A 22,743-nucleotide genomic window follows, 5' to 3' on the forward strand; every position below is an offset into this window, starting at 1 on the left:
TCCTATCAGGTCACGAACCGAGCTCGGCAGCTCGAACACGTCCGCCCCGGGGCCGGTCGACGCTTCGGGAAGAAGGCACCACGGCCGGTTGGTCTAGGGGTCAGGCCGGCCCCGGGACGAACGTGATGACACCCTCGCAGTTGGTCTGCGGCCGGTAGGCGCGAGTGCGTTGGTGGCTGATGCCGGCCGCGGCGAGTTGCTCGCGCCAGAGCCGGGAGCGGTAGCAGGCCCCGTTGTCGGTCAGTATCCGTGCGACCGGCACGCCGGCGGCGGCGAAGAACGCCTGGGAGCGGGTCCAGAACCCGGGATCGGCGCCATCTCCGACCTGACGAACACCCGTACTGCAACGGCGACGCTGACCGGATCGCAGGCCGTCACGGTGGCTGCAAGCTGCGACTCCGGGGACATCCTCGTCAATGGTGACTTCACGGTGGACGGCGGACCCGGCTTTGGCAACCAGGCCGTTTCATCAGCTTGGGCGTAACTCGGGAGATCTTGACTGGCTACCAGGTAGTGATCGGGCGGAACTCCGCCTACACCGGGCCTGACCCGGTGGTCGTCGCGACGGTTCGCTGCCTGAACGTCGCGTAGGAGAAACTCGGCGGCCCGCTCTCCTCGAGCGATTCTGAGCTTCCCCCCGGAACCCTGACACCCGATGTCCGGCGTCGGGGGAAGCTCATCGGCTGTCGTCGGCCGATTCCCAGTGGGGGAGCGATCACGACGATCGCGGGCTGGTCGCGAGCCTGGTGTCGGCCTCGGCGGCGGTCGTCAGCGGGGGACTGGCGTGCGTGCTGGCGGTGGCGGTGATCGCCGGAACGCACCCTGCGCTGCGACGGTGGCGGCGCCTGACCTCGGCCGGCGACGAAGCCTGATCCCTCTGCCGTACGCGCACCGATTCATCCCGGCGTGGCATGCGGTCAGGGCTCATCCGTCGATGATGCTCAGGCAAGGCTGGGGCGGGACGGCGGACTGAGCGCCTCACCGCGCGACCGGCCGCGCCTGCATGCTGCGGCGAGAGAAATCTCGGAAGGCGCTCCGAAGCCGAATCACAGGACCTCCGGCGGTCGTCTTCCACACTGTGAAAGGCACCACGGCGGAGATCGCCGACAGCCGCAACCCGACAGCGGCGCAGACAGCGCCGACGGGGTACGACACGCGCCGGATTCGTAACGTCTCGGCCTCGCACCGCGAGACTTTCCGGATTGTGCGGAACCGTCGGTTCGGCTGTCGGGCCTGCTTTGGCTCGGGTGGGGGGACCCTGTGATCGTCGAGACCCTGGGCTTGCTCGGCATTGTGGCGACCGCGTACTACTTCGGCCTCGGCCGGCCGCGAGCCAAAAGTGCGCAGGTCCGCACCGGCCTGACCGCGCTGGCTCCACTTCTGACGGCCGCGACGGTGGGCACCGGGCGGCTCACCAGCGCCTCCGGCGCCAGCAAGCTGCATCTGCGTGGCCTCTACCAGGGCTTCCACATCGAGGCGTGGCCCGAGAGGACCGACCCGAGGCCCACAGGCGTAGGCGACTACGGGCCGTCGAATCCCGTGGACCAGTTCACCGTCCGGTGTGTGGGCCTGAACGGACGCCAGCCGTGGAGCTGCCAACGGCGGAGGGTCAGTCTGAATCCGTTCGCCGAGGACCAACTCGTGTTCACCGCATCGTTGGACTCGGACTCGATCTTCGCCGGGCCGCTGGGCGAGTTCATCGGGCTGCCCGAGCCGGACCCGCAACTGGAGCAACGCCTGCGCGGGGCGGGCCTGATCGACGAGATCGCCCGCCTCGGCCACGATAGTCACAGCTGGCTCCCGCACGTCAGGTTCGTGCCCCCGATCGACTTCTCGCGGGGCTTCGGCCGGCCGAACGTCAGCTGGCTGGAATGTCGGGTCGGGGCGGGACACGGGCCTGTGCCCACGGCCGAGCGCTTCCAGCAGCTGCTGGATTGTGTGGTTCGCCTGGCCCATATCAATGCCCGGGAGAACCCCGGTTCAGGATGAGCCGGCTCAGCCGTCGACCAGAGCTCGGAGAGGACGTGCTCGCCCATCTCCTTCTTCGCAGGATCGATCGACGGGGATCCAGCGCCGGGGTGAGCGCCTCACCGGCGTCACCGGGCCGTGCTCGCTCCGATACTTTTGCGTGACGCGTCACGTTTCGGGGGCTTGCAACGATTCCTAGGTCGCACGAGTCGCCGATCATCTGCGGAGGCCCGATGACCGCGGGGCAGCCCATCGGTCTGCGCGCGGCCACGTCGTCGTCGCCGATCGTCGGTCGCGACGAGGAGCTCGCCCGGATCACCGCGCTCGTGGCCGGGGCGCGCACCGCGGGCGGGGTGCTGTGCGTCGAGGGCGAGCGCGGGATCGGCAAGACGTGCCTGCTGGACGCGGCGGTCGCGACCGCGCGCGAGCAGGGGTTCCGCGTTCTGACGGCGCGGCCCACCCACGCGGAGCAGGGCCTGCCGCATGCCGTGCTCGGCGACCTGCTCTCCGACGTGCACGACCTGACCTTCCTTCCGGAACCGCAGCGGCAGGCCCTCGAGGTGGTCCTGCTGCGGCGGGCCGCCGCAGCGGGCCCCGGGGTGCGCGAGGTCGGGATCGCCCTGACCGGCGTACTGGCCCACCTCGCCACCAGCGCTCCGGTGCTCGTCGCGATCGATGACGCGCACTACACGGATGATGCCACGTCCGCCGTGCTCGCCTTCGCCGCCCGTCGCCTGCCCCCGGCCGGGGTCGTGCTCGTGCTCACGTCCGCGGAGGGGGCACTTCCGGTTCTCGGCCCCGCGGCCGGGCTCGCCCTCGGCCCCCTGCCGGACGCGACGCTCCACCGGGTGCTCTGGAAGTGCCATGGCCGCACGCTGCCTCCCGCCGACCTGCAGCGGACGGTGGAGATGGCCGGCGGCAACCCCGGTCTCGCGCTCGCCCTGGCCGGTGCGCTCGACGGCGGGGCACCGGAGCCCCGGGCGCGGCCTCCCGCGGGGTTCGCCGACGAGACGGCCGAGCGGATCCGCGCGCTGCCCGTCGCGACCCTCGAGGTGCTCGCTGCCGCCGGGCTGGCGTTCCCGCCCTCCGCGACCGAGCTGCAGGCCGCGGGCCTGCTGGCCGCGGCCGAGCCCGCCGAGCAGGCGGGGCTGCTCAGGATCGACCGCGACCGGATGGCGTTGGATCGGCCCCTGGTCGGTGTGGTCGCGCGGGAGGCGCTGCCCGGCTCACGGCTCCGCGACCTGCACCGGCGGCTCGCCGACGTCACCGGGGGATCGGCACGTGTCTGGCACCTCGGGCACGCCGAACCTGCGCCCGACGCGCAGGCGGCCGCGGCGCTCGCGCGCGCCGCCGAGGGGGCGGCGGCGCGCCGGGCGATCGGCCTGCTCGCTCTGGCCGTCGAGCTCACTCCACCCGACGACGAGGGCCGATGGGCCCGCCTGCTCGCCGCGGGACGCGCCGCGTTTCGCGCCGGGGACCTCCCGGCGGCGGCCGGCTACGCCGCGACCGTCCGTGACCGGAGCATGTCCGCGGTCTGGACCAGTCGTGGGCACCTGGTGCTGGCCGAGGTCGACCTCGACCGCCGTCGGCCCGCCCGGGCCGTGCAGCACTGCGCCGAGGCGCTCGCGGCCACCGACGAGCCAGAGGTGCAGGTCGCCGCGCAGGTGTTGCTGGCCCGGGCCTGCGCCGACGACCCGCCGGCGGCGGCGGATCACGCCCGGCACGCGCTGAAGCTCGCCGAACAGCACGACGGCCTGCCCGCACAGCTGCGGGCGGAGGCGGTCAAGGCGGTGGTGGCGACCGAGTCGCTGGTCTACGGCGAGCGGGACGAGCAGCTGCTGGACCGCGCCGAGGCGCTCGAGATCGGCGCGCCGGTCCCGCCCGCCGACAGCGCGGCGGCGCTGCGTGCGGTGCTGCTCGCGCGTGACGACGACACCGCCGCGGCGCACTCGATCCTCATCGAACTCCTCGTCCGCGCGGTGGATGCGCCCTCCCGCCGTTTCGCCCACGTCCACCTCGCCCAGGCCTGTCTCTGGCTGGGTGAGTGGGGGGTGGCCGAGCGGCACGCCGAGGACGGTGTGAACGCCGCGCACGCGGGCGGGCGCGGGCCCGACGTCGTCGAAGCCGTGTTCGTCCATGGGCTCGTGGCGGCCTACCGGGGGCGGTCACAGATCGCCGCGGTGGCTGCGGAGGAGCTGGGCTGTGGCGAGGGCCCGTACGGCAGCGATTGGGCTGCGTGCCGCGGCGCCGGGTTGCGCGCCTTCCTTGCCATGGCGGCCGGCGATGCGCGCGAGGCGGACACGTGGTTCACCCGCTGCACCCAGCTCGCCACCGCGGCGGACCTGCACGAGCCGTTCCTGCGGCGCTGGCAGGCCGATCACGCCGAGGCGCTGGTCGCGATCGGCGACCTGGACCGGGCGAGTGCCGTCCTCGACGCGCTGGAGCAGCGGTCCGCGCTGCTGGGCCGCACCTCCGGGCTGGCGGCGTGCCGGCGCGGGCGGGCGCTGGTCTTCGCGGCGGGCGGGGATGCCGGCTCGGCCACGGCCGCCGCCGGCGCGGCGGTCGCCGGTCTCGACCGGGCTGGGCTGCCCTACGACCGCGCGCGGGCGCTGCTGGCCGCGGGACAGGTCCGCAGGCGGTTCAAGGAGAAGGCCGGGGCGCGAGACCACCTCGACGAGGCCCTGCGCATCTTCGACGATCTCGGCGCCGAGGTCCTCGCCGCGCGAGCCCGCCGCGAACTGGGCCGGGTCGGGGTGCGCAGTGCGGGACCTGCCGAGCTCACCGAGACCGAGGCGCGGGTCGCCGACCTGGCGGCTGCGGGGAACACCACGCGCCAGATCGCGGACCAGCTGTTCGTCTCGCCGAAGACGGTAGAGGCGAACCTGACGCGCATCTACCGCAAGCTCGGCGTCGCCAACCGGGTCGAGCTCTCGCGGCGGCTCTCCGAGGGGGGTGGGGTCGCGTCGGGAGGTGCGCGGAGGGGCCTGCGTAGGGGCTTCCCCGATTCCTCGGGTCCTGTCCGTTCGTAGCGTCGATCACATCGAACGACGACATGGTGAGGAGCGGTGAGGACGATGGGACTCTTCGACGACATCGGCGGCGCGATCAGCGATGCGGCCGACGCGGTGGGCGACGCGGCGGGCGACGTGGCCGACGCGGCCGGCGACGCGGTCGAGGCCGTCGGGGACGCAGTCGGAGGCGCCGCGGAGGACGTCGGTGAGGCTGTCAGTGACGGCGCTGATGCGGTCGGTGATGTCGTCGGAGGCGTGGTCGACGCCGGCGCAGGCCTCGTCGCGGACGGCGCGGCGCTGGTCGGGGGCCTCGCGGAGACCGGCGTGGGGGCGATCTCGGACGCGGCCGAGTGGAGCTACGACGTCGGGACGAGCGTGATCGACCGGGCCGGTGAGGCAGCCGCGTTCGCGAAGGACCAGATCGGTACCGGGGTCGAGCGCATCACCGAGCCGATCCTCGGCGAGGACCTGGCGCGAGATGTCGGCGAGGCCATCGGCGACGGCGCACTGATCTTCGCCACGGGCGGTGCCTCGGCCGCCACGACCTACGGGATCGCCACCGCCGCCGGCGCGGCCGGGGAGACCGTCGAGGACGTGGCCCGCGATCTCGGCGTGGACCCCGACGTCGCCGGGACGATCGGCGACATCGCCGCCGTCGGGAGCGGCGTGGGCCTCGGCCGGGACGTCTACGGAGCAGCGACCGACCGGGGCCTCGACCCCGGGGCGATCGCCGGTGACCTCGCGAGCTCGGCCGCCGACCCCCTCGTCGGGGACGACGGCGGAGCCGCCGTCGGCCGCTTCGCCGACGCCGCGACGGACGCCTACGGCGACGACGTGTCCGAGGCGTACGCCGACGGCGGGTTGAGCGCCTACGACGATTCCGCGCTCGACCCCACGAACCCCGCGGTGAACTCGATCCCGCACGGCCCGGCCTTCGACGCCACCCCGGAGCAGGAGAAGGAGCTCGAGGAGTCCGCCCGGGAGGCGTTCGGCGAGACGATCGAGGCGACCTACGAGCCGATCGTGGGGCAGGAGGCCGCCGAGCGGATCGGCGAGGTAGCGCCCGACGTCGTCATCGAGGCCGTGAAGGCCGCCGCGACCGGCGGGGTCAGTGCCGTCGGGATCGGTGTCACGGCGGGGCAGACCGGCTATGAGGCGGCCACCGGCGAGTCGCCGGGCGAAAGCCTGGGCGACGAGATCGCAGAGGCGCTGGAACCCATCATCGGCAAGGATGCCGCCGACGCCGTCGGCGACGCCCTGGGCTCCGGTGCCGACTCGGGCCTTGGCCTCATCGCCGGCGGAGGCGACCCGACCGACGTCGACCTGTCGGAGCTCGACCCCGACGACGTCGTCGACGCTGTGCAGCCCTTCGTCACCGGCCTGGTGTCCGGCGGGACCGGCGTCGCTCCCGGGGTGGTCGACCGCGCCATCGACGGCGTCCAGGAGGGGGACCTCAGCGACGTCGGTGTCGACGACGTCGTCGACACCGTGCAGCCCGCCGTCACCGAGTGGGTGGCGGACCGGACCGGGATCGACCGGGGCACGCTCGACGACCTGGTCGACGGCGCCCAGCGGGGCGAGCTCGACACGGGTGGGCTGGACCTCGGGAATCTTGACCCGGGCGACCTGGACCTCGACGACCTCGTTCCGAGCGACCCGGCGTCCGCCCTCGAGGACGCCGTCAACAGTGTCGTGCCGGGCGGCGTGATCGGTGACGCGGCTGTGGCCGACGTGGTCGGCGGAAGTCTCGGCGTCCCGGGCTCGATCACGGGAGGGATCGCCTCCGGAGTCGACGGTGGCCTCGACCTCTCGCGGCTGGGGGCCGTCCAGGACCTCGGGCCGGTCGAGCTCAACCCGCAGCCGCTTCCGCCGGGGCCCCCGGACGGCGGCGAGGCCGGCATCATCATCGTGGGCGGATCCGACCCCGGGCCGGGCTTGCCGGTGCCGGAGGCCCTTGGTCTCGGCGGTGTGCCCTTCCCGGTCGGTCCGATGGACCCCGGGCCGGTCGAGCTCAACCCGCAGCCGCTTCCGCCGGAGCCCCCGGCGGGCGTCGTCGGTGGCGTCGACCTGGGGCCGGGCTTGGCCGGGCTGGGGGGCCTTGGTCTCGGCCGTGTGCACGCCCCGGTGGAGCCGCCGGAGGGGCCGGAGCCGCTGCCGACCGAGCCGGAGGACTACACGGCTTACGACGACTTCGGTTACGGCAGCGTGCCTCCGGTCGGGCCGCCGGAGGGGCTGGAGCCGTTGCCGACCGAGCCGGAGGATTACACGGCTTACGACGACTTCGGTTACGGCAGCGTGCCCCCGGTCGGGCCGCCGGCGGACCTGGAACCTCTCCCGGCCGAGCACGAGGCGCCGCCGATGGAGGAGTCGGTGCTGGCCGACGAGGCGCCGCTCGTGCAGGAGGAGGCTGTCGAGACACCGGTGACCGAAGAGCCGATCGTCCAGGATTCCGTGGTCGAGGCGCCGGTCCCGGAGGCGCCGGTGGCCGAGGAGTCGGAGTACGAGGCGCCGGAGTACGAGGCGCCGGTCGCTGAGGCCGACCCGATGCCTGAGCCGCTGGACACGGAGGAGCCCGTGCACGCGGAGGAGGAAGCGGCCGAGGAGCCCGAGCACGAGTACGAGTCCGACATGGACGCGATCGGCTGACCGCACACCCCGGACGCGCCGGGGAGGAGGCCCCCTCCTCCCCGGCGCCGCCGCAGCCACGACCGAGTTGAGAGGGGCCACGATGCTAGGGGGTTCCCCGATTCGTCCCGAAGTCGATCTCCGTAGCGTCGGCGGCATGGGCGCCCTGGACGACAGCAGGATCTCCGAGAACATCGGCGTCGAGTTGGGGCCCGACCCGGAGGCCCACTTCGGCCCCGCTGCGCTGTCCGGCATGGCGGGGGTCGTCGGGGCCGGCCCCGAGGACGACGGTGCCGAGGACGGCATCTTCTACGGGACCGACCCGCTGGCCGGCGGGGACGGGCTCGACGCCCAGGACGTTTCACTCACCGAGGCGGCGGCGGACGACCTCCCGCCCGCCGAGCCACCCCTCGACGACTTTCCGCCGGTCGAGCCACCCCTCGACGCGGCACCTATCGACGCGGCGCTCGTCGTCGACGTCCCGGGCGCGACCGAGCCCGTCGGGGACCCACTCGCCGACCCGGCGCCCGACCCCGAAGCGGAGGCCGAGCCGTGGGTCGACCCCCTGCCCGAGCCGCTCGCCGACGAGGCGGAGCCGGACTGGGACGAGTCGCCCACGGAGGCCGACCTCGACCTCGACGAGATCGGATAGCTGCTGATGACCTATGCACTCGGCGTCGACTTGGGGACGACGCGCACCGCGGCCGCGGTCTACGAGGACGGGCAGGCCGCCGTCGTCACATTCGGCATGGACGCCCCGACCCTGCCGTCGGCGGTCTTCGCCGACGGTGACGGCAGCGTCCTGGTCGGTGACCAGGCCCTGCGCGGGGGGGCCGCCGACCCGACCCGCCTGGCTCGCGAGTTCAAACGCCGCATGGGCGACCCGGAGCCGCTCATCCTCGGCGGCATGCCCTGGCCCCCGTCCGCGCTCACCGCGCGGCTGCTGGGGGCGGTGCTCGACCAGGTGAGTGAGCGGCAGGGCGGCCCCCCGGCCCGGGTCGCCCTGACGCACCCGGCGAGCTGGGGGCCGTACAAGACCGACCTCTACCTCGAGGCCGCCCGGCTCTGCGGTCTCGACGACGTCCGACTGCTCCCCGAGCCGGCCGCCGCGGCGCTGCACTACGGCAGCCGCAACCGGGTGCCCGCTGGGGCCACGGTCGCGGTATACGACCTGGGCGGCGGCACGTTCGACGCGACGGTCCTGCGCAAGACCGCCGACGGCTTCCAGACGGTCGGCCGGCCCGACGGCCTCGAACGGTTCGGGGGCGTCGACATCGACGCGGCCGTGCGGGCCCACGTGCGCCGGGTGCTCGGTGACGCGCTGACCGGTCTCGACCCGGCCGACCCGGCGGCGGTCAAGGCCATGGCCCGGTTGCAGGAGGAGTGCGTGCGCGCCAAGGAGGCGCTGTCGAGCGATCTCGAGGTGTCGATCCCGGTACTGCTGCCAGGGCTGGTCACCGAGGTGCGCCTCACCCGAGCGGAGCTCGAGTCGATGGTCGGGCCGGTGCTCGGGGACACCGTGACGGCCCTGCGGCGGACGATGCGCTCGGCGACGGTCGAGGCGGAGGACCTCGCCGCGGTCCTGCTGGTCGGGGGCGGCTCCCGCATGCCCCTGGTGGCGCGCCTGGTGACCGAGGAGCTGGGCCGCCCGGTCGCGGTGGACGCGCATCCCAAGCATTCGATCGCCCTCGGTGCCGCGCTCGCGGCGGCAGGGGTGGACGCGGCCTCCGCGCCCGCGCCGCCGCCTCCTCCCGGTCCGCCGGGCCTGCCCGCGCCGGCCGGCCCTGCGGCCGCGGCGCCCGCCCTGGCCACGACGGTAACCGGCGGTGCCGTGCTCGCCGATGCCGCGTCCGGTCCCGGGCCGAACGGCCCCCGGCTGGTCGGTCCCGGCCAGATCGGTCCCGGTCCGAACGACCCTGGTCCGACCGGTCCCGGTCCGAACGGTCCCGGTCGGGATGGTTCCGGCGCGAACGGAACCGCGCCGACCCGCTCCGCCCTGGGTGCGCCTCCCGACGGCACCGGCCCGATCTCCGCCGACCCGATCGGAGCCGGCCCGATCGGAGCCGGCCCGATCGGTGGGCTCGTCGGCAGCGGGCCGACCGGCACCGTCGCGACCGCACCGCGGCCCGGCGCCCGCCGTCCGCGCCGCGGTCTCGTCCTCGGCGCCGTCGCCGCCGCGCTGCTGCTCGTCGCCGGGGGCGTGGCCGTGTTCATGCCTGTGGGCGGCCGGTCCTCGGGGGACCCGGCCGGTTCGCCTGCCGCCGCCGGCGGCGGCGCGACCGGCGGCGGTGCCGCCGGGGCCCCGCGGGTGGTCTTCACGGAGATCGAGCGCGACTCCGTCAACGGCGTGATCATCCGATTCCGGATCGACGGCGAGGCGCCCGCGGGCACCCCGCTGCCGTTGCAGGCCGACTTCTTCTACGACGACCAGCACCCGGAGTCGATCGGCGTCGACACGTACCCGCGGTACGGCCGCTACGGAGGCCTCTACTACGGTGCGCAGCCGCCGACCTTCGTCTTCCCGGACATCCCCGGCCGGAGCCCCGACGCCAAGATGTGCGCCCTCGTCGCGGACGCGAACGACCTCGTCCTCGATCCGGCCTCCGCGGTCTGCGTGGAGGTGCCCCGATGAGCGCCACCGTCGAGAGCGTCGCGGGCCTCGTGGCTGTGGTGGGCGAGGCGGCGCGCTCCGCGGGGCGCACCGACCTGGCCGAGCGGCTGGCGCGCGCGGAGGCCCGCCTGCGTACACCCGAGCGGCAGGTGCTCGTGATGGGGGACTACAAGCAGGGCAAGAGCTCGCTGGTCAACGCGCTGGTCGGAGCCGAGGTCTGCCCCGTCGACGACGACATCGCGACCTCCGTGCCCTGCATCCTCCTCCACGGGGACAAGGTCGCCGCCGCGCTCGCGGTGGACGGTGGCGAGACCGCGGAGGGGCGGCCCGCGCTGCGCCCGGTCCGACTGGCGGAGGCCCAGCGGGTCGCGGCCGGCGGTGCCGCCGACGGGGTTCGCTGGGTGCAGATCGCCCTCCCCCGCGCACTGCTGCAGCAGGGCATCGCGGTCGTGGACACCCCGGGCAGCGGCGGGATCGGCTCACCCGCCGCGGCGCTGGCGCTGGCCATGGCCGAGCGGTCGAGCGTCGTCGTCGCCGTCACCGACGCGACCCAGGAGCTGACCGCGGGGGAGCTGCAGTTCCTGCGCCGCGCCGCGGATACCGGCGCCCACGTGCTGCTCGCCCTGACCAAGACCGATCTCACCCGACACTGGCGGCGGATCGCGGAGATCAACCGCCGGCACCTCGACGAGGCGGGACTGGCCGGGATGCCGGTCATCCCGACCTCGGCGACGCTGCGCCGGCTCGCGCTGAAGCGTGACGACCGCGAGCTCAACGCGCGGTCCGGTTACGCAGCGCTGACCCGTGAGCTGCGCGGGCGGATCGCCTCGACCGACCCGGCCGCGCAGGCCCTGGTCGAGGCCGAGGACGTCCTCGACCAGCTCGTGGAGCACTGCCGGGCCGAGCGCGCCGCGCTGCGGTCGCCGGAGGCAGCCGCCCGGGTGGCCACCGAGCTGGCGGAGGCCCGCCACCGCGCCGACCAGCTGCGTCGCGGCACCGCCCGTTGGCAGCAGGTGCTGGGCGACGGGATCGGCGCCCTGACCTCCGACGCCGAGTACGACGTGCGGACCCGGCTGCGCGCCGTGCTCAAGGAGACCGAGGACGCCGTCGACGCGGGCGACCCGGCCGAGACCTGGGACGAGATCCGCGAGCAGCTCGGCCGGCGCGTCGTCGAGGAGCTGGCCGCCCACCGCACGCTGCTCCAGGAGAGGGCGGCCGCCGTGGCCCGGTCCGTCGCCGAGCACTTCGCCGCCCGCGGCGCGGTGCTGGAGGTGGGTATCGGCGACGTCGGGGCGCGACCCGCCGGCGACCCGGCCCTCGCGTCGGCTGACCTCGAGCTCTCCCGTGCGGGCATCGGCGGCAAGGCACTCACCGCCCTCAAGGGCGCCACGAGCAGCGTGATGATGTTCGGGCTGCTCGGCTCGCTCATCGGGTTCGCCGCGGTCAACCCGGTCACGGTCGTCGCCGGGATCGGGATGGGGGCCAAGGCCCTCCGCGACGAGTCCAAGCGCCAACTGGCCCAGCGCCGCGCCACCGCACGGACGGCTGCCCGCAAGCTGGTCGACGAGCTGACGCTGGCCGAGACGAAGCTGACCCGCGATGCCGTCCGCGGCCTGCACCTCGAGCTCAGGGACGGTTTCACCGCCCGCGCCGAGGAGCTGCAGGCCTCGCTCGACGCCGCGGTCAAGGCCGCCCAGAAGGCGGGAACGACGGTCCAGACCGACCGCGACGCGCGCGCCGCCGAGATCGACGCGACGCTGCGCAGGCTGACCGCGCTGCGGGCCGACGTCGGCAGCACGCGGACCGCCCTCGCCGCCGCCCCGCCACGCCGGACGGCCGCCGAGGCCCGTACGACCACCGGGGTGACGCCGTGAGCACGTTGATGACCGAACTCCGCCACCTGCTCGACGCGGCGGCACTGGCGTTCGCGGGCACCACCCGCGGCCACGAGATCGCCGCTGTCCGCGCCCGGCTCGACGAGCCGCTGCGTATCGCGATCGCGGGGCGGGTCAAGGCCGGCAAGTCGACGCTGCTCAACGCGCTGGTCGGCGCCGAGCTCGCCCCGACCGACGCCGGGGAGTGCACCCGGGTGGTGACCTGGTACCGCGAGGGCCCGGCACCGCGGGTGCTGGTCCAGCCGCGCGGCGGCGAACCGCAGCCCGCGGCCTACCGGCAGGAGGACGGCGCGCTGCAGGTGGATCTGGCCGGAGGGTCGGCCGAGGATGTCGAGCGGATCCTGATCGACTGGCCCTCCGCGGCGCTGCGACCGTTCACCCTGATCGACACACCCGGTATCGACTCGGTCCACGAGGACGTCTCGTGCCGCACCGCCCGCGCCCTCGGCGCCGGCAGCCGGGCCGGGGTCGCCGACGCCGTCGTCTACCTGCTCCGGCACGTGCACAGCGCCGACCTCAACTTCCTGGAGGCCTTCTCGGCGGACCGCAGCACCGCCCCGTCGCCGGTGCACTGCGTGGGCGTGCTGTCCCGGGCCGACGAAGTCGGGGCGGGGCGCCTCGACGCCATGGAGTCGGGGATCCGGGTCGCCGAGCGCTACCGGCGCGATCCCCGGCTGCGGGGGCTGTGCTCGACCGTGCTGCCCGTCTCGGCGCTGCTCGCCCAGGGCGGTGCGACGTTCACCGAGGACGACGCGGCCGCGCTGGCGGCACTCGCCGGCGCGGACCGGACGGTCGTCGACGACCTGCTGCTGGACGCGACCACGTTCGCCGGAGCCACCCCGGCCGACCCGGGCGGGGTGGGCCCGCAGGTGCGGCAGCACCTGCTCGACCGGCTCGGCGTGTTCGGGGTCCGCCTGGCGCTGCAGCTGCTCCGAGAGGGGTGGGCCCGGGGCGCGACAGAGCTCGGCCGGGCACTGGTCCGGGCCAGCGGGCTGGGCGACCTGCGTCAGGTGCTGCTGAACCACCTCGCGCCCCGCCGGGACCTGCTCAAGGCCAGGGCCGCGTTGCGGGCGCTGGATGACCTGCTCCGCGAGCACCCGGAGGACCCGGCGGTTCAGGCGCTGGCGGCCCGGCTGGAGGCGCTGACCGCCGGCGCGCACGAGCTCGCTGAAGCGGGTCTGCTCAGCGTGCTCCGCCGGGCGGAGCTCGACCTGTCCGACGGCGAGATCGACGCCGCCGAGCGGGTGCTCGGCGCGCACGGTCCTGACCACACGGCGCGGCTGGGCCTGGACCCCTGGTCCGCACCGCAGGTGGTGGCCGCCGCCGCGCGGGCCGAGCTCGAACGCTGGCAACGCCGCAGCGAGAGCCCGTTCGCCGGTCCCGACACCGTGCGAGCGGCGCGGATCCTCGTCCGGTCCTGCGAGGCGGTGACCCGGCAGGCCGAGCAGGCCCACGCCTCCAGCGCGGGGTGAGCGCTCAGGCGGGGGCGATACGGGCCGCCACGTCACCTGGTGGCTTCGCCGGACCCGCCCAGCTCGCGTCCTGTGCGATCCACCGATGTCACCCACGAGTAACAAGCTGCGGGAAGATGCGTAGTGCGCTACGCGTGACCGCCGGCGGCACCGCCGGGACGATCTCGCTGTGGCGAACGGGCTCTGGTGGCTGACTCGGATGGGCATCGTGGTGCTGCTCCTCGCTACCGGCTGCAGCGCACCGGGTGCCGTGGGGGGCACCCGGTCCGACGACGCGACGACCCGGCTCTACGGTCACGCCGCCAAGGAGCGGCCGGTGGGCTTCACCTACCAGCCCGACGTGGTGGTGGTCGGCGGCGGCGTGAACCCGGTTCGCTCGGTCGGTGCGGACGGCCTGACCTGGGTGCTCGACGGTGACGCCCCTGGCGTCGACGACCTCCGGCCGGGAAGCGTCATGTTCGCGACCAGCCGCGCGGTGGGCCGCGTCGTCGAGCTGACGCCCACCGGCGACGGGGACGTCCACGTGCTCCTGGCGCCGGTCGAGCTCACCGAGGTGATCCGGGACGGCCGGCTACGCATCGACACCGCGATCGACCCGTCGCAGATGCAGTTCCAGGTGATCCCGGACCGGCCCGGCGCTCTCGCCGATCCCGAGGCCGACCCCGAGCCCGGCTTCCCCGGCACCGGGCCGCTCATGCGGCCGTCCGCCTTCCGCCCCGGCGGTCCGGCCGTCGCGGCGGCGGCCGCGTCCGGGCCGCTCCCGCCACCGGTGAAGAACGGGGCGGAGGTCGGCGTCGGCAGCTGGACCGTCAAGACCGCCCACAGCGCAGGCACGCTCGACCTGAAGGTCGGCACCACCGCGACCGATCGGCTCAAGGTGTTCATCGACCTCGCGATCGGCGTCCGGAACCTGCGGCTGCGCACCGACACGATGATCGCGAACGGCCGGGTCGGCTCGTTCGACGCCGCACTGGAGGGCCTGGAGTCGATCGCGGTCGACATCGCCGCCGGTGTGGCGGCGGCGCGTCCGACAACGGCAAGGTCCGCATCGAGCTACCGGTGGACAACACGCTCTACCTCCCAGGCGAGGTCCCGACCGTGCTCAACGTCAGGTCGAAGCTGATCGTCATCACCGCTTTCGGTGGGCGGAACGACACGCTCACGGCGGGTGGGGTGTGGACGGTGAAGGGCGCGCTCGGGATCTCCGGCGGTTCCCTGACGGTCCCCGAGTTCGGCGTGCAGAAGAGCCTCATCGACTCGATCACCGGGATCTCCCTGGCCCCGGCCGGGCTGGTGTTCGCTGCCGAGCAACGGGTGCTGGTCGGCGTCGGCGTCCCGGGCTTCGCCGCCGGCCCCTACCTCAAGCTCTCGTTCTCCGTCGGGGTGACGAACGGGTCGGCCCTGGGTGCCCCCTACGCCCGGTGCGTGAACGCGGCGCTCGACATCAAGGGCGCCGCGGGGCTCGCCCTCGGGATCAGCGATCCGACCCTGAGAGAACTGCTCCCGAGGCTGCCGGGCTGGGTCAAGCCGAAGGTGGAGTTCACGACCGAACGGGAGAGTTCGATCGCCAGCCGCAAACAGACCCTGCCGCAGTCCCCGATCTGCCTCGCAGGATCGACCTGAGGAGAACCGTGCCGCATTCCCACCGTCTCGCGCATCGGCTGTGCGCGCTCGCGCTGCTCGGCGCCGTCGCCGGCTGCCAGTCGCCGACGCCGGAGCCGGCGGCCACCGAGCCGGGCGTAGCGCGCTCGGCCGCGTCGGAGCCGACCGGCCTGCTCGACGTCCCGGGACAACCGGCCGACGACGGCGCGGGAGCCGCACCATCCAACCTGGACGCCTGCAGCCTGCTGACCCTGCCGGTCGCCGAGGAGACCGTCGACCGACGCACCACCCTCATGTGGGTGGACAACGCGCTCGGGCCGCAGCGGTGCCTGTACGGCCAGACCGGCACCGACCCGGACTCCGAGTACAGCGTCCGGCTCGACCTGCTTGCGCACATCGAGGGTTCTCTCGCGTTCGCGCGGGAGACCGCGACCCAACCCAACGTGGTCGTTGCCGACGAGGCGGGGCTCGGAACCGGCGCCTACTCCGCGGTGAACGTCACGTTCGCCGAGGTCGGCTGCACCGCCGACGGCGTCGACCACCTGGTGACGGTCGGCGCGCCGGCCACCCCGCCCGGGGTGATCGAGGCCCATGCCGCGTTCGCCCTGGAGAAGGCCCGGCGACTGGCCGGCCGCTACTGCTCCTGACCATCCCGTAGTCGCTCGTCCGGCACACCGGCCACCAGCGCGGCCAGTGCGGCCCGGTCGCCCACCCCGAGCTTCGTACACGCCCGGTAGACGTGACCCTCCACGGTGCGCACCGAGATGCCGAGCCGCAGCGCGATCTCCCGGTTCGACAGCGGGCCGGCCGCCAGGGTCGCGACCTCCCGCTCCCGTTCGGTGATCGGGAAGGGCCGGGCGGCCGCGACGAGCGCCGGGGTGCGCGCGCCCGCGCAGGACGCGGCCAGCAGCGCCGCCCGCCGGGCCGCCGCCGCCTGTCCGCCCAGGTCATGGCGTTGCCGGCACAGCTCGGCGGCCTGCGCGGCGGCCTCGGCGGCGGACAGCACCAGGCCGGCGCTCTCGAACCGTTCCGACGCGGACAGCAGCGCCTCGACGTCACCGTCGGCAAGCGCCCGGGCGTGTTCGGCGGCGGCCGACGCACGCGGACCGTCCACACAGCGGGCCAGCTCCGCCAGCCGGGCAGCCTGCGCACGGTCTCCGAAGCCGACCGCGGTCTGCCTGGCCAGCACCTCCACGGCCCACTGTCCCGACCCAGCGGCCCGCGAGGCAGCCCGCCGGGCCCGCTCGACCGCCAGGCTGACCGCACCTTCGGCGGCGGCCGCCCAGGCCTCGGCCAGGGTCAGCCGTGGCTCCTCGAACCGGATGCCCGGGTGCCGGCCCTGCTGTGCCCGACGCACCGCCTCGCGGGCGCCGACGACGTTGCCGCACATGCCCAGTGCGTGGGCGAGCGTAGTCTCCAGAATCGTCGTCCAGCCCCCGCCGGAGCCCGGAAAGTGCGGGCGGAACTCGGCGAGCAGCCGCGCCGCCAGCCCTGGGCGGCCCTCGACCAGGGCGAGCCAGCCCTCGAGGACCGGCAGGAACAAGGACAGGAACTTCCCGGTCAGCGACGTACCGAGCTCCGCGATGCGCTCGCGCACCAGGCCCGGCCGCCCAGCCAGGCCCAGCCCGAACAGCTCCCAGTAGGCGATGTTGACCTGCAGCGCGGCCGTCTCCGGTGCACGCAGCGCGGCGGCGACGGCCCGGCCGGCCATCGCCGGGGCCTCGTCGTGCCGGCCGGTGAGGGTCAGCACCCCGAGCAGCGCCCAGGCCGCGTACGTCTCGGCCTGCGATGAGGCCCGCTCCGCGTCGAGCACCTGCCGCGCCGCTCGCTCGGCGTCGGCCAGTCGGTCGCCCCCTGCGGCCAGGTGGGCGCGCATGCCTTGCATGTCCAGCGCGGCGTCCGGCGAGACCCGCTCCACGTCGGCGAGCACCACTTCGGCCTCGTCGAGCCGGTTCAGGATGTAGTACAGGTTGGACGCCCGGGCGTGGGCGACCCGGACCCGCTGCTCCTCGGTCGTGGCGAGAGCCGCCGCGGCGGCGTACTCCTGCTCGGCCTCCACCGCGCGGAACTGCCAGCCCAGGGTGAAGGCCAGCGTCAGCTGGGGGTCGAACGCCGGTGCCGCGGCGCAGGACCCGCGGAGCAGCCGCTCGGCCAGCGGGAGGTCGGTGAGCTCCAGGGCACGGGCGGCTGCCGCGAACAACAGACCCGGTTCGGGGGCCAGGTCGCTCTCCAGGGCGAGTACCGCACGGCGCAGCATGTCACCGGCCTGCCACCCGCCGGGGGCGGCCATCGCCTCGACGAGGACGCCGCGCAGCCGCCGGGCCCGCATCGGTCCGCTGCGCGCTCGCAGCACCTCGCCGTAGAGCGGGTGCGCCAGCCGGGCCTCCCAGCGGCGTCCGGTGGTGTCGACGGTGACCAACCCGCGCGCGACCGCGTCCTCGACCTCGATCGGCCCGACCACCTTCTCGAGCAGCGGCACGCCGAGCGGCTCGCCGATCGCCAGCAGTTCGAGCACCTCGCCCACCCCGGGCGGCTGCGCACCGATCCGGATGTCGATCAGCTCGGCAAGCGCGGGAGTGATCCGCGGCGCGTCGGCCCAGTGCCACACACCCGCGGTCTCGACGAACCGGCCGGCGGCGAGCTCGCCGTCGACCAGGTGCCGCAGCCACAGCACGTTCCCGGCAGTCACCGCGTGAAGCCGGCGGATGCTGTCGCCGTCGAGTCGACCGCCGAGCACCGCGCCGACCAGCGCCCCGGTCTGCTCACCGGTCAACGGCGACAGGTCGAGCCGGGCCAGCAGGCCGTCCTTCCACAGCGCGGTCACGGCGGCCGGTGCCGGGGCCCCGGTGCGAACCGTGATCACCATCGGAGTCTCGCCCGCCACCGCCAGCTGGTGCAGCAGCGTCGCCGAGACGTCGTCGAGCAGGTGTGCGTCGTCCACGCCGAGCACGGCGTCGGGGCGCACGCGCAGTGCGGCGTGTGCGGCGGCCAGTGGTAGCGCACCGGTGGCCCCGCTCACCTCGTCGCCCAGCACCGGCACGAACGCGGCCAGCGGAATCTCCCGGGACGATTCCGTCGCGGCCACCCAGTGCACCCGGTCCGGGGCACGGTCGGCCAGCGCTGCGCGGGCCAGCCGGGTCTTGCCGACACCGGTCGGCCCGGCGAGCACGACCCCGCCGGCCTGGCTGAGCGCCCCGGCCATCGACCGCAGCTCCGCCTCGCGTCCGGTCAGCGGCCATGCAGTGCCACCCGTGCTGCTCATCAGGGGAGTCTGCTTCGCCAGGGGATCCACCGGAAGGCCGAGTCCGGAACGAACAGGTACCCCGCTACGCGAGACGGGGCGACACGGCGTGGGACATCGTCGGCCCACCATCCATCCCTCGACCGGAGGCCTCCCCATGACCGATCCGCGCTACCCGAGCCCCAGCCGGGCGACGCTCCCCCGTGGCGTGCTCGTACTCGTACTCCTGCTCCTCGCACTGGCTGGGTGCGGCGGGACCGGGGCCCCGCAGGCAGCCGGCGTGAACCCGGGCGCCGGGGTCCCGGAGATCCCGCAGGTCCCGGGGGCCCCCGCCGAGCCGCCGATCGACGTGTGCCGGCTGCTCACCTCCGAGGAGGTGACAGCGGTGATCGGCACGAACAACGGCGGCCGGCTGGACCCGGGGAACGGGGCCGGATCCTGCTCCTGGCGCAACGACGAGACCTACTCGTCGATCACCGTCAGGATAGGGCGGACGGGTACTGCGCCCGGCGACCGGTTGCCCGAGCCGTCGGACTACGGCCCGGCCGAGCCCGGGCCGGCGGGCATCCGGTTCGCGCCCGGCAACGTCGCGGAGTTCGCCGTCGACGGCCGGGCCTGCGAGATGCAGGTGGTCACCGACGTGAGCACCGACGCCGACCGGCCGACGGCGGCCCGAATGATCGGGCTGGTCCGCGACCGGCTGTAGGACACCACATGACGTCACCGGCGTTACCGCCGGGCCCGAGCAGGCGGCGCTCATCGATCTCGTCGCCGGGTGAGCCGACCGGGCCCCGCTTTCACACTTCAGTGGACGGCCCGGCCAGCACATCACCCCGCCGGGGAGGCGCTCAGAACGTGTTCGAGAAGGATCAGGCTGGTGATCGGGAGCTGAACACCCTCCTTGGGGAGTAGCACCCTCGCCGGGGCACCCGCGAGCGCGAGGAGTACTCGGACGGCTCGAGTAGCCGCGGGCTGATCATCAATTCTGATGATCGCTGTCTCCGTCCGGCGATTCTCCGAAACACCTGCCGTGAGCGGGACGATGCAGGGTGCGTGCGGCAAGGGGTCGACACCCGGAGAGGGATGGCGCAATGAACGACCCGGGGTCGGGGAGCTGGGAGACGGTGGCCCCAGCAGCACGCTGCATGGCAGACGGACCATGGCCGCGGGCTCGTCATGTGATGAGACGAATCATGACATCGATTCCGGCCACGTCTGTGTGCTTTGTCCAGTCGTCGGACCGACTCCACCTCCTGGGGCCACCTACAGGTGTGTGGACGAGTACTACAGCTCCAGCAAGCACCGGCAGGGCACGTGCTCGTCGCACGACGGTATCGCCCAGACGCTTGACCGAGGTCGGTCCAGCGGAGCGCTGCATACAGGACCGTTCGCGGTCGGGGAGGCGACGAGGCGATGGGTGAGGATCCGGGCCGGGTGCGGCGCTGGCGCCGCTATGGCCATGACCGGCTATACGTGACCAGTCCGGACGGGGCCGCGCTCGGCTACCTGGACGCGATCACCGGGCGGTCTTGCGGGGTGCCCGCGGGGCGGGCGGAGGAGTTCCAGGCGGCGCTGGCCGCGTACCACGCGGGTACCGGCCCCGGTCGGGCCCGCCCCGAGGCGCGGGCGCCCGCGCTGCCGGTCTCGACGCCGTCCTTCGGCGGGGGAGCCGAATTGGCCCCGGACCTCATCCGGATGCATATCCCCCCACCGCGCACGCCAGCAGACGGCCAGTCCCGCTCTGTCGCGACCGACGTGCCCGGCCCGCCGGCGTACTGGCGGGTCGACGACGACCCGGCCAGCGATCTCGGGGGTTCGTTCGGTGGTCCTTCGGCCGCGGGCTCTGTCGTCGAGCCGGGGCCGCCGCACGCGGGGGAGGGGCACGATCTGGCGGCCCACCGGCCCGGGCAGGCGGCCGCCGAGGTCGCTGCAGAGCTGCGCGCCGCGGCACCGGTCGGCAGCTTCCTCGCCCGGTTGTTCGGGTTACACACGCGTGAGCGTGCTTGGCGGGTGGGCGCGGCGGGGGAACGGATCACCGCCCGCTACCTGCGCCGGCTGACCGACCCGTGGTGGGCTCGGCTGGCCGGGCAGGTGCCGCGTTGGCACGTGCTGCACGCGGTTCCGATCGGTACCCGGGGCGCCGACATCGATCACGTCGTGCTCGGGCCAGCCGGGGTGGTCACGGTCAACACCAAGCATCACCCCGGCGCGACGGTGTGGGTCGGCGACCGTGTCGTCATGGTGAATGGGACCGCGACCTCCTATGCCCGCAAGGCGTTCGCCGAGGCCGCCCGCGCGGCCCGGCTGCTGACCGCCGCGGCCGGGGGTGAGCCGGTGCCGGTGCGCCCGGTGATCGCCGTGGTGGGGGCGCGAGTGACCGGCCGCCGTCAGACCCGCGACGGTGTCCTTGTTGTCCCTGCCCAGCAGCTGTCCCGGGCCCTGCGCCGCGGCCACCGCACTCTGTCCGACCAGCGGGTTCACGAGCTCTATGCGGTGGCCCGCCGTTCCGAGACGTGGCGCGGCTGAGGCGGCAATTGAGCCAGGTGACCCCCTGAACTGATACTCCAGCCGTAGATCGTGATCATGTTGCTGGCCGGCGGTGGTAGTGGCTGATTCGGGTGCGGTGTTGGTGTCGGCGTCGCCGCCACGAGCCCCAGCGGCGGACCTGGTGCCCGGCGAGCCCGGTCAGGGTCTTGGTGGCCTGGAAGGACTCCTCGACGCGCCAGCGGGTCCCGGCGACGCGGACCAGCTCGGTCAGCGGCACGACGCCGTTCAGCAGATGGACGTCCCGCCACCGGAGCCTGCACAGCTCGCCGCGCCGCAGCTCCCCTCCAGCACCACCGCCACCGGCGACCCGGCCCGCTCCGCCACCTCGACCCCCGGGGCGTGCAGCTCATAGCCGCGCTCGACCACGGCCGCCCCGTTGACCACCGGAATTGAGGAACGGCGTGGCGCATGCCCTGGGGGTCAGGCCGTGTCCCGCCACCCGAGGGGAGCCCAGCCCGGCGTCTGTGGGCGCGTGGTGTCCCGGCCATGTGACAGCGATCAGTGGGTGATGATCGGCTGCCGCCCGATGAGCGGATCTGGAGGCGAGGCGTTGGCGTTCGAGGCGATCTCGGTCAGGCGCCGTCGCGGGCCTCGGCGTTCGGCTTCCGCAGTGAACGCGTGCCCGGCACCCGGGCCCGAGATGAGTCGGACGCCGCCCCGCATGTAGACGGGGCGACGTCCGAGAACTCGAGATCGGGTTACCAGGCGTGAACAGGGCGCCGTGTCGGTGGTCTCGGCGTCAGCAGACGATCATCGACTGCTGCGCAGACCCACGACGCTCGAGTCTCATCGCGGCGCGCTCCGCGTGGGTGCCCGGTGCTCGAATCGGGGATCGCCGACCGGGAGGACGAATCTTCTCCTCATGCAGAACCACGCCGCGAAGGCCAGCAATCTCGATCTCCGCCGGCCCCAGCGTGAAAGATCTGGCCGCTGGCCGGCTTCGTTCCGACGATCCGCGCGCGCCCAGGTGCAGCCAGTCAGTTCCATGCCCGCCGGTGAAGCGGTTCGACCGCCGGTCCGATCTCCTTGCTCGTCACTCCCTGCCGAGCAGGCGCTTCAAATTCAGCATCTGCATTCCGTGAAACACCAACCATAGAGGGTACCTGTTCCATGCCCGAGCCTGGAATCTGATGCCGGGAATTGATGTGTGGAATCAGTTACGTTCGAAGACGATGAGGTCTCCCACATTCGGGCAGTGCATCTTCTTGTACCTCTGCGCGAAGACTATCTGGTTGTTCTCGTTGAGCTTCAAACGGTGCGCATCTCTCGCCCAGAAAAAGACTATTTCTTCCTCGCTCGTCTGAATGAACCCCGCTCTCTTGCGCCGCAAACAGCGCGCAACGATTCCGAACTCCAGTTCCACTCCGATAGCTTCCCCGCGATGAGGACCGAGCGCCAGGCCCTCCCATGTACTGCCGGGTAGCGAGCGCACGAGACTCTTCGACCGGGGTGTCAGTGATCGAGTACCCGGCTGCGGGCTTGGTCCGGACGATGGGTGCAGCGGAGCCGCTCGGGGGGCGGCTCCAGGTGGCCAGCACGACGGCGACGGAGACCACTGCCGGCCGAACCCCCTCCGCAGCCGGCAGCACGATCCGCGCCTGCGGCTCCACGCCCGCCGGCATCGACAGGCCCGGGACCGAAGAATCCCCCGGTCACGCCAGGCGCCGCGACCTCACTTTCCCCGACTCGCCTGCGAGGGGTCATGACGCAGGCTGGAGGTGTGCCTAGAGTGGGCAGCGCCGGTCTGTGGCACTGCTCACAACGAGGGACC

Annotated in this window: 14 protein-coding genes and 3 pseudogenes; 12 read left to right on the forward strand and 5 right to left on the reverse strand. The window is 73.8% G+C overall.

Features of this window, described 5'->3' with window-relative positions:
* Positions 1-139: 139 nt before the first annotated feature.
* Positions 140-301 (reverse strand): annotated as a pseudogene (locus HF519_RS18220) (IS481 family transposase); the annotation flags it as partial.
* Positions 302-1,260: 959 nt separating this feature from the next.
* Between HF519_RS18220 and HF519_RS18225 the strand changes: the two are divergent.
* The 9 genes and pseudogenes from HF519_RS18225 to HF519_RS18270 all read left to right on the forward strand — a co-directional run bounded on the left by HF519_RS18225 (position 1,261) and on the right by HF519_RS18270 (position 15,831).
* Positions 1,261-1,989, forward strand: coding sequence for a hypothetical protein (locus HF519_RS18225; RefSeq protein WP_169414175.1), 729 nt, complete (start codon positions 1,261-1,263; stop codon positions 1,987-1,989).
* Between the two features lie 212 nt (positions 1,990-2,201).
* Entirely contained in the window at positions 2,202-4,997 is a 2,796-nt protein-coding gene (locus HF519_RS18230) for a helix-turn-helix transcriptional regulator (protein ID WP_169414176.1), read from the forward strand.
* A gap of 45 nt (positions 4,998-5,042) precedes the next feature.
* On the forward strand, positions 5,043-7,625 hold the full coding sequence (locus HF519_RS18235) for a hypothetical protein (protein WP_169414177.1): 2,583 nt from the start codon (positions 5,043-5,045) through the stop codon (positions 7,623-7,625).
* 136 nt (positions 7,626-7,761) lie between these two features.
* Positions 7,762-8,256, forward strand: a complete 495-nt coding sequence (locus tag HF519_RS18240; RefSeq protein WP_169414178.1) for a hypothetical protein — start codon at positions 7,762-7,764, stop codon at positions 8,254-8,256.
* Between the two features lie 6 nt (positions 8,257-8,262).
* Positions 8,263-10,236, forward strand: a complete 1,974-nt coding sequence (locus tag HF519_RS32450) for an Hsp70 family protein (RefSeq protein ID WP_169414179.1) — start codon at positions 8,263-8,265, stop codon at positions 10,234-10,236.
* Complete coding sequence (locus HF519_RS18250) at positions 10,233-12,089, forward strand: dynamin family protein (RefSeq protein WP_169414180.1); 1,857 nt, start codon at positions 10,233-10,235, stop codon at positions 12,087-12,089. The genes HF519_RS32450 and HF519_RS18250 overlap by 4 nt, the downstream gene beginning before the upstream one ends.
* Positions 12,086-13,582 carry a dynamin family protein gene (locus HF519_RS18255; protein ID WP_169414181.1) on the forward strand — a complete coding sequence of 499 codons (1,497 nt, stop codon included), beginning with the start codon at positions 12,086-12,088 and terminating at the stop codon, positions 13,580-13,582. Before HF519_RS18250 ends, HF519_RS18255 begins: the two co-directional genes overlap by 4 nt.
* A 199-nt stretch (positions 13,583-13,781) precedes the next feature.
* Positions 13,782-15,205, forward strand: a pseudogene (locus HF519_RS33655) (hypothetical protein).
* A gap of 8 nt (positions 15,206-15,213) precedes the next feature.
* On the forward strand, positions 15,214-15,831 hold the full coding sequence (locus HF519_RS18270) for a hypothetical protein (RefSeq protein WP_169414184.1): 618 nt from the start codon (positions 15,214-15,216) through the stop codon (positions 15,829-15,831).
* Here the strand turns inward: HF519_RS18270 and HF519_RS18275 are convergent.
* A complete protein-coding gene (locus tag HF519_RS18275; protein ID WP_169414185.1) occupies positions 15,819-18,446 on the reverse strand; it encodes a helix-turn-helix domain-containing protein in 2,628 nt (875 codons plus the stop codon). The two genes, HF519_RS18270 and HF519_RS18275, sit on opposite strands and share 13 nt — an antisense overlap.
* Positions 18,447-18,582: 136 nt before the next feature.
* Here HF519_RS18275 and HF519_RS18280 point away from each other — a divergent pair, with 136 nt between their 5' ends.
* From HF519_RS18280 to HF519_RS18290, 3 genes are all read left to right on the forward strand, one after another.
* Positions 18,583-19,131: a DUF3558 family protein gene (locus HF519_RS18280; protein ID WP_169414186.1), complete on the forward strand. Its 549-nt coding sequence runs from the start codon at positions 18,583-18,585 to the stop codon at positions 19,129-19,131.
* 453 nt (positions 19,132-19,584) lie between these two features.
* Positions 19,585-19,902, forward strand: coding sequence for a DUF3761 domain-containing protein (locus HF519_RS33330; RefSeq protein WP_169414194.1), 318 nt, complete (start codon positions 19,585-19,587; stop codon positions 19,900-19,902).
* Positions 19,839-20,951 carry an NERD domain-containing protein gene (locus tag HF519_RS18290; protein ID WP_246244423.1) on the forward strand — a complete coding sequence of 371 codons (1,113 nt, stop codon included), beginning with the start codon at positions 19,839-19,841 and terminating at the stop codon, positions 20,949-20,951. Before HF519_RS33330 ends, HF519_RS18290 begins: the two co-directional genes overlap by 64 nt.
* Before the next feature lie 112 nt (positions 20,952-21,063).
* Here the strand turns inward: HF519_RS18290 and HF519_RS30505 are convergent.
* From HF519_RS30505 to HF519_RS18305, 3 genes and pseudogenes are all read right to left on the reverse strand, one after another.
* A pseudogene (locus tag HF519_RS30505) lies at positions 21,064-21,177 on the reverse strand (IS701 family transposase); the annotation flags it as partial.
* Positions 21,178-21,197: 20 nt separating this feature from the next.
* Positions 21,198-21,356 carry a hypothetical protein gene (locus HF519_RS18300; protein ID WP_169414187.1) on the reverse strand — a complete coding sequence of 53 codons (159 nt, stop codon included), beginning with the start codon at positions 21,354-21,356 and terminating at the stop codon, positions 21,198-21,200.
* Between the two features lie 769 nt (positions 21,357-22,125).
* Positions 22,126-22,335, reverse strand: a complete 210-nt coding sequence (locus HF519_RS18305) for a hypothetical protein (protein WP_169414188.1) — start codon at positions 22,333-22,335, stop codon at positions 22,126-22,128.
* Between the last annotated feature and the right edge of the window lie 408 nt (positions 22,336-22,743).

The sequence above is a fragment of the Pseudonocardia bannensis genome (assembly GCF_012911875.1).
GTDB lineage: Bacteria > Actinomycetota > Actinomycetes > Mycobacteriales > Pseudonocardiaceae > Pseudonocardia > Pseudonocardia bannensis.

What these genes read in the sequence shown, in the direction of transcription:
- HF519_RS18250 (WP_169414180.1), top strand. Translation starts at nt 10,233, where the DNA reads ATGAGCGCCACCGTCGAGAGCGTCGCGGGCCTCGTGGCTGTGGTGGGC.
- HF519_RS18235 (WP_169414177.1), top strand. Translation starts at nt 5,043, where the DNA reads ATGGGACTCTTCGACGACATCGGCGGCGCGATCAGCGATGCGGCCGAC.
- HF519_RS18290 (WP_246244423.1), top strand. Translation starts at nt 19,839, where the DNA reads ATGGGTGAGGATCCGGGCCGGGTGCGGCGCTGGCGCCGCTATGGCCAT.
- HF519_RS18240 (WP_169414178.1), top strand. Translation starts at nt 7,762, where the DNA reads ATGGGCGCCCTGGACGACAGCAGGATCTCCGAGAACATCGGCGTCGAG.
- HF519_RS18230 (WP_169414176.1), top strand. Translation starts at nt 2,202, where the DNA reads ATGACCGCGGGGCAGCCCATCGGTCTGCGCGCGGCCACGTCGTCGTCG.
- HF519_RS32450 (WP_169414179.1), top strand. Translation starts at nt 8,263, where the DNA reads ATGACCTATGCACTCGGCGTCGACTTGGGGACGACGCGCACCGCGGCC.
- HF519_RS33330 (WP_169414194.1), top strand. Translation starts at nt 19,585, where the DNA reads ATGGCCGCGGGCTCGTCATGTGATGAGACGAATCATGACATCGATTCC.
- HF519_RS18275 (WP_169414185.1), bottom strand. Translation starts at nt 18,446, where the DNA reads ATGAGCAGCACGGGTGGCACTGCATGGCCGCTGACCGGACGCGAGGCG.
- HF519_RS18280 (WP_169414186.1), top strand. Translation starts at nt 18,583, where the DNA reads ATGACCGATCCGCGCTACCCGAGCCCCAGCCGGGCGACGCTCCCCCGT.